Raw genomic sequence first — 11,042 nt, 5'->3', positions numbered from 1 at the left:
TCCGACCCCGCCCGCGCTCGACGCGTCCGCGCCGCCGCCCGGCTGCTGTCCGTACGGCTCTCGCGTCCCGTCACCGCCGCCTTCGCCTCGGCCGGGACGCCCACGCTCGCCGAGGCGCTGGCGGACGTCAGGGCCGGCCTCGCCCCGCGCGTCGCCGTCGCCTCCTACCTGCTCGCGCCCGGCTTCTTCCACGACCGCCTGATGAGCGGCGGCGCCGACCTGGTCAGCGCCCCCCTCGGCGTGGACGACGACCTGGCCGCCCTCGTCTGGGCCCGGTTCGACGAGGCCCTCGCCCGGCCCGGCGCGGCCGTTCCGCCCGCCCCCGCGTCCTACGCCGCCGGCGCCCGGAGCTGAACGGACCACTTCCACGCCTTCCGGGCGCCTTTCCTGGCGCCTTTCTCAACGCGTTCCGGGACCGCCTCGCGCGCTGCCTCCTGCGCCGAGGATCACGGGATCGTCAGGGCCGCCGCCCCCGCGGGAGCGCACTCAGGGAGATGTGCGCGGAGCCGGAAGCGGACCACCATGATCCGCATGTCCACACCCGCTCCTTCGCGAACAGGCCGGACGTGGGGCCGTTGAAGCCCTGTGACGCCAGGGCCGGCCGGACCGGCCGCCGATCCGTCCGCCGGGGGGACCGGCCGGGTCGCGGCATGCCCGTGACCGCCGGAGTGGACCGCGCTTCATGAGCGGCGAACCCGCCGCCGCGCCCTCCGGACGAGGAGGCCATGTGACCTTCGACCATGAACATCAGGCGACTGCCCGGGGCGTCATCGCCGCCGGCGGCGATGACGCGCGTCCCGTGCCGCCGGACGGACTGGACCTGATCGCCGGGGAGTTCGCCGAGGCGCGCCGCCGGCCCGGCGGCGCCTGCCTGCCGGACCTGCTCCGCGAGCACGTGCTGGCACAGCCGGGCTGCACGGCGTGCGTCTACGGCGGCGAACACCTCACCTATCGCGAGCTGGCCGAGCGCAGCGGCGCCCTGGCCGCCCGCCTGCGACGTCTCGGCGTGGCCGCCGACGACTGCGTCGGCCTGTTCGCCGAGCCGTCGATGGAGCTGATGACGGGCGTCTGGGGCATCCTGTGCGCCGGCGGCGCGTACCTCCCGCTGTCCCCGGAGTACCCGGAGGAGCGGCTGCGCTACATGATCGAGGACTCCCGGACCTCGGTCATCCTGACCCAGCGGGCGCTCGCCGCGCGCCTGGCGGAGCTGGCGCCGCGGGACACGACGATAGTCGTCCTGGACGAGGCCGACGGGCCCGCGGCGTCGCCGGCCGGCGACGCGGACAGCGCCGCCCGCATCAGTCCCGGTGACGCGGCGTACGTCGTCTACACCTCCGGAAGCACCGGCAGGCCGAAGGGCGTGGTGATCGAGCACCGCGCCATCGTCAGCCAGATGCGGTGGCTGAACGCCGTCCACGGGATCGACCGGGACCAGGTCATCCTGCAGAAGACCCCGTTGAGCTTCGACGCGGCGCAGTGGGAGATCCTCGCGCCGGCCTGCGGCAGCACGGTCGTCATGGGAGCCCCCGGTCTCTACCGCGACCCCGAAGCGCTCATCGACACCGTCGTCGCGTACGGCGTGACCACCCTGCAGTGCGTCCCGACCCTCCTGCAGGCGCTGCTCGACACCGAGCGGCTGGGGGAGTGCACGTCGCTCACCCGGCTCTTCAGCGGCGGGGAGGCCCTTTCCCGGCGCCTCGCGCTGCACTGCCTGGAGGTGCTGCCGGACTGCGAGCTGGTCAACCTCTACGGGCCGACCGAGTGCACCATCAACTCCTCCAGCTTCGTCGTCGACAGGCGGGCCGTCGCGGACGGCCCCCAGACCATTCCGATAGGCACGCCGGCGCACGGCACCCGGTTCCACCTTCTCGACGGCGACCGCCTGCTGACGACCCCGGGTGAGATCGGCGAGCTGTACATCGGGGGCGTCCAGCTCGCGCGGGGGTACCTGAACCGGCCCGACCTGACCGCGGAGAGGTTCGTCACCGGCCCGTTCGGCGACGGACAGGAGCCCTCCCGGCTCTACCGGACCGGCGACCTGGCGTACTGGAACGGCGACGGCACCCTCCAGTTCGCCGGCCGGGTCGACAACCAGGTGAAGCTGCGGGGGTTCCGGATCGAGCTGGACGAGATCAGGCTGGGCATCGAGAGCCACGACTGGGTCAGCAACGCGGCGGTCGTCGTCAAGGACGACTCCGCCACCGGGGGCCGGCAGCTCGTCGCGTACGTCGAGCTGAATCCCAGGGAAGCGGCCCTGATGGACCAGGGCGAGCACGGCGCCCACCACCTGTCGAAGGACAGCAGGCTCCAGGTGCGGGCGCAGCTGTCGGACGGAGGATGCCGCGACGAGGCGGAGATCCGCGGCAAGGCGGTGACCCGCCTGCCCGGCGCGACGGCGACGGCGCAGCAGCGCAGGCGGGTGTTCGCCCGCAAGACCTACCGCTTCTTCGAGGGCGGCGACGTCACCAAGGACGACATCGTGCGGCTGCTGGAAAGGACGGGCACGGCCACCCGTCCGCGCGGCCTCGACAGCCTGGGCCTCGCCGAACTCGGCGAGATCCTGCGGTATTTCGGGCAGTTCTCCAGTGACGAGCGGATGCTGCCGAAGTACGGCTACGCGTCCCCCGGGTCCCTCTACGCCACGCAGATGTACCTGGAGATCGGCGGCCTCGACGGCGTGCGGCCCGGATACCACTACTACCACCCGGTCCGGCATCAGCTGATCCTCATCCGGGAGACGGCGGCCGCGGCGACGCCGCGACTGAGGATCCACTTCGTCGGCAAGCGGCGGGCGATCGAGCCGATCTACAAGAAGAACGTCCGCGAGGTCCTGGAGATCGAGGCCGGCCACATGGTCGGGCTGTTCGAGGAGATCCTCCCGGAGCACGGCCTCGACATCAGGGCCGCCGGCTACCTGCCCGAGACGAAGGACCGGCTGGAGTGCGCGGACGAGGACGACTACCTCGGCACGTTCGCCGTGGTGCCGTACGCCGGGCCGCGGCCGGAGGACTCGCTCGACGTCTACGTGCAGGCCCACCCCGGCAGGGTCCGGGGACTGGACGAAGGCCTCTACCGGTACGCGGCCGGCGACCTGCACAGGATCTCGGGCGACATGATCCTGAAGAAGCACGTCGTGGCCATCAACCAGGAGGTCTACCGGCGGTCCCGCTTCGGCGTCGCACTGGTCGGAAGACCCGGCCCGGACTGGCTCGGCTATCTCGACCTCGGCCGCAGGCTCCACCGCCTGCAGATGAACGACCTGGGCCTCGGCCTCATGTCGTCCGGTTACAGCTCGAAGACCGGTGACGACCTGCCGTCGGCGAAGCGCATGGAGAGCATCCTGCGCGCCTGTGGCCGGGAGCCCGGCCCGTTCTACTTCGCGGTCGGCGGCCGTGTCAGCGAGGAGCAGGTGCTGAGCACAGGGATGAAGGAGGACGCCGTCCACATGAGGGGCCCGACGGAGATCATCAGGGACGACCTGATCGGGTTCCTGCCGGACTACATGCTCCCCAATCGGGTCGTGATCCTCGACCGGCTGCCGCGCACGGCCAACGGGAAGATCGACACGAAGGCGCTGGAGGCGCTGGACCTGGGCGGTCCCGACGCCTCCGGCGAGCCCTTCGTCGCCCCCCGCACGGAGGACGAGGAACGGATCGCCCGCGTGTGGGGGAGGGTGCTGAAGCAGGAGAAGGTCTCCGTGCGGGACGACTTCTTCGTCTCCCGGGGAAACTCGCTGACCGCGATGGCGCTCGTCAAGGGAATCAATCGGGAGTTCGGCTGCTCGCTCCCGCTCCAGGTGGTGTTCCGGGCGCCGACCGTGGAGAAACTCGCGATCGAGGTCCGGGCCGGCGGCGCGGGATCCTCCTCGCGTCTGGTCAGGCTCAATACCACTGGCTCCGGAAATCCCGTCTTCTGCTGGCCCGGTCTGGGTGGTTATCCCATGAACCTCCGGTCGCTGGCCGAGGAGATAGGGGTTGACCGGCCGTTCTACGGCCTTCAGGCTTACGGAATAAATAAGGAAGAGGTTCCGTATTCCACCGTCCGGGAGATGGCCGAGGAGGATATTCGGGCCATAAGGAGGGTCCAGCCGGAGGGACCGTACGTGCTGTGGGGGTACTCCTTCGGCGCGCGCGTCGCCTTCGAGGTGGCCCGCCGGCTCGAAGAGACGGGCGAGCAGGTCGAGCGCCTGCTGCTCATCGCTCCCGGGTCGCCGCGGGTCCCCGCGGGCGGCGATCCGGGCGGTGGTGACGAGCCCGTCTACACCAACCGGAAGTATCTCTCGATTCTGTTCTCGGTCTTCGCCGGGCGCATGGACGGGCCATTGCTGGAGGACTGCCTGAAGGAGGTCGGGGACGAGGACGGCTTCGTGTCGTTCGTCGGCACACATTTCCCGGATATCGAATCCGACCTGGTCCGGAGAATCGTCCGGACCGTGGCCCGGACGTATCAGATGAGAAACCGGACCGGAGATGGAGCGCGGCGCCCGGTCGACGCGCCGGTGACGATTCTGAAAGCCCGGGGTGACGAACCGTCGTTCGCCGAGGACGGGCACGGATGGTTTTCTGCCACGCCCTCCGTCGTCGCGCTCGACGCCGATCATTACGGCGTTCTCAAGGGGCCGGGCCTGCGGGAGTTGCGGCGGGCCCTGCGCCGGGTGCCCGGCCTGTAATTCCATCGACACCAGCTGTTCGCCCCGGTGAACACGAGGAGGCGAAGATGCCGCACGTCAATATCAAATACTTCGCGCGCCCCCTGACCGGTGAACAGGAGGCCGCGTTGATCGCCGCGGTGAGCGGCGCCATACGGGACACCTTCGAGTGCGACGAGGGCTTCGTCTCGATCGCGCTCGAACCGGTCGCGCAGGAGGAGTGGGACCGGCTCGTCTACCAACCCGAGATCGTCGGACGCGGGCATCTGCTCCGTAAGACCCCGAACTACTGATGACCGACGACCAGGCGCCCGCGCCGCGCGGGCAACGGCCCCCGGGACTGCTGCGCCTCCTGGCCGAGGACCTGCGGACGATCGTCGAGCGGGATCCGTCCGTCCTCGACCGGAAGGAGGCGTTGCTGCACCCGGTGCTTCCGGCGCTGTGGCTGCACCGGGTCGCCCACCGGCTGCACCGGCGCGGCCGGCGGCTGACGGCCCGGCTGCTGATGCTCCTCGCGCGCGCCGTCACCGGAGTGGAGATCCACCCGGGCGCGGTGCTCGGGCGCAGGGTCTTCGTCGACCACGGCGCGGCCGTGGTGATCGGGGAGACCGCGGTCGTGGGCGACGACGTGACCATCTACCACCAGGTGACCCTGGGAGCGGTCGGCTGGTGGCGCGACAACCTGCGTCCGGACGGGGAACGGCGGCACCCGGTGATCGGGGCCCGCGTGGTGCTGGGCGCCGGCGCGACCGTTCTCGGCCCGGTGCGCGTGGGAGACGACGCCGTCATCGGGGCGCGGGCGCTGGTCGTCGGGGACGTGCCTGCCGGCGCGCGCGCCCTCGCCCCCCTGGGGACCGTTTCCGAGCCTCGCGACAGGGCCGTCCAGGCCCGCCCGGCCCCACTACCTGACGAAAGGAATGGATCGATGAATCCGGACAGCACGGTTCTGATCGTCGGCGCCACCGACGAGACCGTGCGCAAGGCCAAGGAGCTCGGCCTGAGCGTGCTGCTGCTCCAGCACCCCACCAAGGTCAACGCCGAGCAGGAGAGCCTCGCCGACGTCCTGCGTGTCCTGGACTACACCGACTGGGCGGCCGTCGAGCCCGTCGCCAGGGAACTGCGGGAGGAGCCCGGCTTCCGCGTCGCGGTCTCCATCACCGAGCCGGGACTGGAGAACGCGGGGCGGATCAACGACCTGTTCGGCCTGGGCGGCACCGGTTACGAGGTCACCCGCCTGTTCCGCGACAAGCTCGCCATGCGCCGCCACCTGGCCGGCCTCGACCCGTCGGCGGTGGCCGCCGCGCCCCTCCTGCGGCGCGGCGACCTGGACGCCTTCGCGGCCGCCCACGGCTACCCGTTCATCGTCAAACCGACCGACGCGACCGCCAGCATCGGCGTCTTCCGGGTCGCCGGGCCCGAGGACGCCGAGCGGGTCTGGGTCACCGTGGAGGGACTGCGCGGCACGCGGACCGACCGGGTCTCGACGATGTACCTCCTGCAGGACTTCTTCATGGAGGAGTACGTCGAGGGGCCGGAGTTCAGCGTCGAGGCCTTCAGCTTCGCCGGCCGCCACGTGGTGGTGGCGATCACGGAGAAGTTCGGCCACCACGACAGCTTCGCCGAGCTCGGCCACGCCGTGCCCGCCCGGCTCGCGGAGCCGGAGCAGGAGCGGATCCGCGCCGCCGTCACCCGCTTCCTCGACCAGATCGGCCTCAGGGACGGCGTCACGCACACGGAGGTGCGGCTCGGCGCCCGCGGCCCGGTGATCATCGAGAGCCACAACCGCATCGCCGGCGACATGATCCCCGAGCTCGTGCGCGCCGCGTACGGCATCGACATGATCGAGTACGCGCTCGGGTGGCCGTTCGGGCTGGTCCCCGAGCTGCCGGACCGGCCCGAGGCGCATGCGGGGGCCTGCGTCCGGTCGCTGGTGAGCGAGCCGGGGCGGGTCGAGTCGGTGGAGGGCGTCGCCGACGCCGCGGCGCGGGACGGCGTGCTGGACGTGCGCGTCACCGCCAAGCCCGGCGACACCGTGCACGCGGTGCGCGACAACTGGGACAGGCTCGGCCTGGTGGCCGTGACCGGCCCCGACACCACCGAGGCGATCCACCGCGGCGAGCGGATCGCCGGGGAGGCCATCCGGATCCGGGTGGCCGGCGAGGACGGACGGACCTGGCTCGCCCGCGTGGCCGAGGTCCGCTCGCTCACGGAGGCGCCGGCATGAGTGTCGTGATCCTGCACCGCAACCCGCTGGAGCCGTTCCCGTACGACCGCTGGCTGCGCGACTACGACGGCCCGGTGGTGATCCTCGCCGCCCGCGACAGGTTCGAGCCGTTCGGCGAGCCGATCCCCGAGGGAAACCTCGGCTACACGCACCTGGAGCTCTTCGACCACGACGACGAGGTGCCCGCGCGGATCGCGCGGCTCGCCGCCGAGTACGGCGCCACGCACCTGATCGGGGAGCACGAGGCCGACGTGCTGCGCGTGGCCACGCTGCGCGAGGAGCTCGGGCTGCCCGGTCCCCTGGCCGAAGACGTGCTGCCGTTCCGGGACAAGGCCCTGATGAAGGAGCACGCCGTGCGGGCCGGCGTGGAGGTCGCCCCGCACACCGTCCCGAAGACCGCGGCGGACGCGCTGGCCTTCGCCGACGACCACGGCTTCCCCCTGGTGTTCAAGAACAGGTCCGGCTTCAACTCCATCGGCCTGCGCATCCTGCGCGACCGGGAGGCGCTGACCGCCTTCCTCGCCGAGGCGTACGGCGCGCAGGGGGGACGAGCAGCGGGACGACCTGCTGCTGGAGGCGTACGTGCCCGGCCGCATGTGCCACGTCGACGGGCTGGTGGTGGACGGCGAGGTCGTGCTGGCCTGGCCCTCCCAGTACCAGTACGAGCTCGCCTCGTTCGGCACCGACCCCGGTTCGCGGGTCGACCTGGCGCTCGACCCCGGCGACCCGCTCACCGGCCGTCTGCTGGAGCTGACCGGGCGGACGCTGGCGGCGCTGCGGCGGCCCGGCGGCCGGCTGCGCGACCACGCCTTCCACGCGGAGATCTTCCACACGCCCGACGACCGGCTGGTGCTGTGCGAGATCGCCTGCCGGTCAGGCGGCGGGAAGATCCGCGAGGTCTTCCACACCCTGTTCGGGGTCAACCTCGCCGAATGCTCCATCCGGGCCCAGCTCGGCCTGCCGCTGCCCGACGTGGAGCGGGCCGTACGCCCCGGGAGGCGGCCGGAGCCGGCGCGGATGGCGGGTCAGGTGCTGATGATGAAGCGGCCGGGACTGATCCAGGCGCTGCCCGACCCGCCTCAGGAACCCTGGGTGGAGCACTTCTGGCTCTACGCGCGGCCGGGCCAGGTGGTCCCGCCCGCCTCGGGCTCGGCCGACTTCCTGACCGTGGCCCATCGCCTCGGCCCCACCCGCGCGGAGTGCGAGCGCAGGCTCCGCTCGCTCGGCGCGCGGCTCGAGGAGCAGGTGCGGATCGGGGCGGTGCCGTCATGACCCGTCCGTCGACGCAGGTGCGCTACATGGCCGGAATGGTGGTCGACGCCACCGGCAGCGGCATGTACCTGCCCCTGTCCCTGCTGTTCTTCCACCACGTCACCGGGCTGCCGATCGAACGGGTCGGCGTGATCATGACCGCGGCGGCGCTGTTCAGCCTGGTCGGCAACCCCGTCGCGGGCGTGCTGGTCGACCGGTTCGGCGCGCGCGCCGTCGTCGTCGGCGGCTACCTGGTGCGCGCCGCGGGGTTCGCGACCTACCCGCTGGTGGACTCGCCGCTGACGATGTTCCTGGCGGTGGCGCTGGTGGCCTTCGGCGACGGCTCCTATCCGCCGTCGATCCAGTCGTTCGTCGCCGCGATCGCGCGGGGCGCGGACCGGGACAGGCTCCTCGCCGCGCAGCGCAGCCTGCGCAACGCCGGCCTCGGCGCGGGCGGCCTCATCGCGGGCGCGGCCCTCGGCCTGGGCAGCGGCGCCGCCTACCGGGTGATCGTCCTCGTCAGCGCGGCCGCGTTCGTCGGCGCGGCGCTGATCCTCCGTACGATCCCGGTGCCCGGCGGGCAGGCGCGTACGGCAGAACGGGCGGCGGGGCCGGCCCGGCCGAGCGGGGGATACCGCCTCGTCCTGCGCGACCGGACGTTCCTCGCGCTGACCCTGCAGAACGTGCCGACCGCCTTCGGCTACATGGTGCTGTCGGTGGCGCTGCCCGTCTACGTCACCCAGGAACTGGGCGTCCCCGCGTCGCTGGTCGGCGTGCTGTACGCGGTCAACACCGTCGGCATCGCGCTGCTGCAGATCCCGGTGACGCGGCGGCTGATCCGGTACCGGCGCACCCGCACCGTCGCGACGGGCGCCGCCACGTTCGCGGCGTCGTTCGCGGTGTTCGCCCTGCTTGCCGGGGTCACCGTCCAGTCGGTCGCCCTTGCCGGGGTCTTCGCCGCGACGGCGCTGTTCACGCTGGGGAGATGCTGCACGGCGCGCCGCTGTCCGCGCTCGTGTCGAGCGCGGCTCCCGAGGAGACCCACGGCAGGTACATGGCGGTCTACCAGTTCTCCTGGGCGATCCCGATCACGCTGGCTCCGGCGGTGCTGACCGCGCTGCTGAGCCTGTCGCCGGTCTCCATGTGGCTGCTGCTCGCGGGAGGCGTCGCCTGCTCGGCTCTCACCATGCTCCGCCTGGAGCCCCGGCTGCCCGCCCGGGCCGTCCACGCGCGGACACCCGAAGACCCGGAAGAGACAGACGACCGTCGCGCCGCGGCGGCGGAGACACAGAAGGCTGGTGTGGACTGATGGGCAGATCGAGTTGGCACGTGCTGCAGGGAGAGGACCCCGCGTACGCGCTGTCGGAGGCCGCGGGCCAGTGCGGCTGGGTCAGCCAGCTGAGGCCGCTGATCGTGGAGATGACCAAACCGGGTGACGTCGTGCTCGACCCGTTCGCCGGCTGGGGCACCACGCTGGTGGCGTGCGCGGTGGAGTCCCGGAAGGGGATCGGCCTGGAGGTCTCGCCCGAGCGCGCGGAGCAGGCGCGAAAGCGCCTGGAGGCCTACCCCGGCCAGACGATGCTGTGCGCCGACGCCCGCAAACCGCCGCTGCCCGAGGAGTCGGTGGACTTCGTCCTGGGAGACCTGCCCTACTTCGGCACCGACCTGGACACCGACTCGAGTGGACGGCCAGCTCTACGCCCTGCGCGACTACGAGGACTACCTGAGCGCGCTCGACGACGTCTTCGCCGCGGTGACGAGGGTCATGCGGCCCGGCGCGCGGGCGGTGCTGGCCGTGCAGAACCGCCGCCTGGCCGGCAGGTTCGTGCCGCTGGCCTGGGACGTCGCCCGGGTGCTCGGCCGGCATCTGACCCTCGGCGACGAGCGGATCCACTGCTACCCCCGGCCGGTGAGCGACGACGACGACCCGATGGTGACCAACCGCTCGCACGAATACCTGCTGGTGGCCGCGAAGGAGCAGGCATGATCCCCCTGATCGGCCGTGAGATCGCGACCAGGATCGACGATCTCATCGGCAACACGCCCCTGCTCCGCCTGGCCCTCGACGGCCTGCCCCCGTCCGCCACCCTGCTCGCCAAGCTGGAGGCGGCCAACCCGTTGTCGAGCATCAAGGACCGGGTGGCGCTGCGCATGATCGAAGAGGCCGAGGCGTCGGGGGCCCTGACTCCCGGCGCGACCGTGATCGAGTCCACCTCGGGCAACACCGGCATCGCCCTGGCGGCGCTCGCGGTCAGCCGGGGATATCCGTGCGTCGTCGTTATGCCGGACAACGCGTCGCGCGAGCGCACGCTGACCCTGCGCATGCTGGGCGCCCGGGTCGAGTTCACCGACCACGTCCTCGGCTTCCAGGGGTGCGTCGACCGGGCGACGGAACTGCACGCCGCCCTCCCCGGCTCCTGGTACGCCCGCCAGCACGAGAACCCCGCCAACGTCATGGCCCACTACACGACCACGGGACCGGAGATCTGGGCCGCCACCGGCGGCGAGGTGGACGTGCTGGTGTGCGGGGTCGGGACCGGCGGCACGCTCACCGGAACGGCCCGCTATCTCCGGGAGCGCAACCCCCGGCTGCGCGTCGTCGCGGTGGAGCCGGAGGGCTCCCCGCTGCTGTCGGGGGGCGCCCCGGGGCCGCACCGCATTCCCGGCCTCAACGGCGGTTTCACCAGTCCGGTCACCGACGTCACCCTCATCGACGACGTGATCACCGTGCCGGACGACGAGGCGGCCGAGATGACGCGGCGCATCGCGGCCACCACCGGGCTGCTGGTCGGGGTCTCCTCGGGCGCGGCGGCGTACGGCTGCGCCGAACTCGCCCGGCGGCGGGACCTGTCGGGGCAGACGATCGTGACGATCTTCCCGGACACCGGCGAGCGCTACCTCAGCTGGTGGCCGGCCTGA

The 11,042-nt window shown here is 72.1% G+C and carries 9 protein-coding genes and 2 pseudogenes; all 11 read left to right on the top strand.

Going from position 1 to position 11,042, the window contains the following annotated elements; genetic code table 11:
- A partial coding sequence (locus B1L11_RS16380; protein WP_306291664.1) for a CbiX/SirB N-terminal domain-containing protein occupies positions 1–354 on the top strand: 354 nt, incomplete at its 5' end.
- Between the two features lie 373 nt (positions 355–727).
- Entirely contained in the window at positions 728–4,669 is a 3,942-nt protein-coding gene (locus B1L11_RS16375) for an amino acid adenylation domain-containing protein (RefSeq protein ID WP_218671163.1), read from the top strand.
- 47 nt (positions 4,670–4,716) lie between these two features.
- Positions 4,717–4,941 carry a tautomerase family protein gene (locus B1L11_RS48360; RefSeq protein ID WP_143737309.1) on the top strand — a complete coding sequence of 75 codons (225 nt, stop codon included), beginning with the start codon at positions 4,717–4,719 and terminating at the stop codon, positions 4,939–4,941.
- Complete coding sequence (epsC, locus tag B1L11_RS16370; RefSeq protein ID WP_218671162.1) at positions 4,941–6,872, top strand: serine O-acetyltransferase EpsC; 1,932 nt, start codon at positions 4,941–4,943, stop codon at positions 6,870–6,872. The genes B1L11_RS48360 and epsC overlap by 1 nt, the downstream gene beginning before the upstream one ends.
- Positions 6,869–7,345 (top strand): annotated as a pseudogene (locus B1L11_RS54870) (hypothetical protein); the annotation flags it as partial. The gene epsC and the pseudogene B1L11_RS54870, both read left to right, overlap by 4 nt.
- Positions 7,346–7,454: 109 nt before the next feature.
- Positions 7,455–8,144: a hypothetical protein gene (locus tag B1L11_RS50985; RefSeq protein WP_256862601.1), complete on the top strand. Its 690-nt coding sequence runs from the start codon at positions 7,455–7,457 to the stop codon at positions 8,142–8,144.
- Positions 8,141–9,235 (top strand): MFS transporter, encoded by a 1,095-nt coding sequence (locus tag B1L11_RS50980; protein WP_256862600.1) that lies wholly within the window; start codon positions 8,141–8,143, stop codon positions 9,233–9,235. The genes B1L11_RS50985 and B1L11_RS50980 overlap by 4 nt, the downstream gene beginning before the upstream one ends.
- Entirely contained in the window at positions 9,178–9,432 is a 255-nt protein-coding gene (locus tag B1L11_RS48350; protein ID WP_218671160.1) for a hypothetical protein, read from the top strand. Before B1L11_RS50980 ends, B1L11_RS48350 begins: the two co-directional genes overlap by 58 nt.
- A pseudogene (locus B1L11_RS54865) lies at positions 9,432–9,749 on the top strand (DNA methyltransferase); the annotation flags it as partial. The gene B1L11_RS48350 and the pseudogene B1L11_RS54865, both read left to right, overlap by 1 nt.
- Positions 9,750–9,804: 55 nt before the next feature.
- The gene (locus tag B1L11_RS50975) at positions 9,805–10,110 is read left to right on the top strand and encodes a hypothetical protein (RefSeq protein ID WP_256862599.1); all 306 of its coding nucleotides are present in this window, start codon (positions 9,805–9,807) and stop codon (positions 10,108–10,110) included.
- Positions 10,107–11,042, top strand: a complete 936-nt coding sequence (locus B1L11_RS50970; protein WP_256862598.1) for a PLP-dependent cysteine synthase family protein — start codon at positions 10,107–10,109, stop codon at positions 11,040–11,042. The genes B1L11_RS50975 and B1L11_RS50970 overlap by 4 nt, the downstream gene beginning before the upstream one ends.

The organism is Microbispora sp. GKU 823, assembly GCF_002027145.1.
In the GTDB taxonomy this organism is placed as follows: domain Bacteria; phylum Actinomycetota; class Actinomycetes; order Streptosporangiales; family Streptosporangiaceae; genus Microbispora; species Microbispora siamensis.
This window is presented reverse-complemented; position numbering and strand designations above follow the sequence as displayed.

What these genes read in the sequence shown, in the direction of transcription:
- B1L11_RS50970 (WP_256862598.1), top strand. Translation starts at nt 10,107, where the DNA reads ATGATCCCCCTGATCGGCCGTGAGATCGCGACCAGGATCGACGATCTC.
- epsC (WP_218671162.1), top strand. Translation starts at nt 4,941, where the DNA reads ATGACCGACGACCAGGCGCCCGCGCCGCGCGGGCAACGGCCCCCGGGA.
- B1L11_RS48360 (WP_143737309.1), top strand. Translation starts at nt 4,717, where the DNA reads ATGCCGCACGTCAATATCAAATACTTCGCGCGCCCCCTGACCGGTGAA.
- B1L11_RS48350 (WP_218671160.1), top strand. Translation starts at nt 9,178, where the DNA reads ATGGCGGTCTACCAGTTCTCCTGGGCGATCCCGATCACGCTGGCTCCG.
- B1L11_RS50980 (WP_256862600.1), top strand. Translation starts at nt 8,141, where the DNA reads ATGACCCGTCCGTCGACGCAGGTGCGCTACATGGCCGGAATGGTGGTC.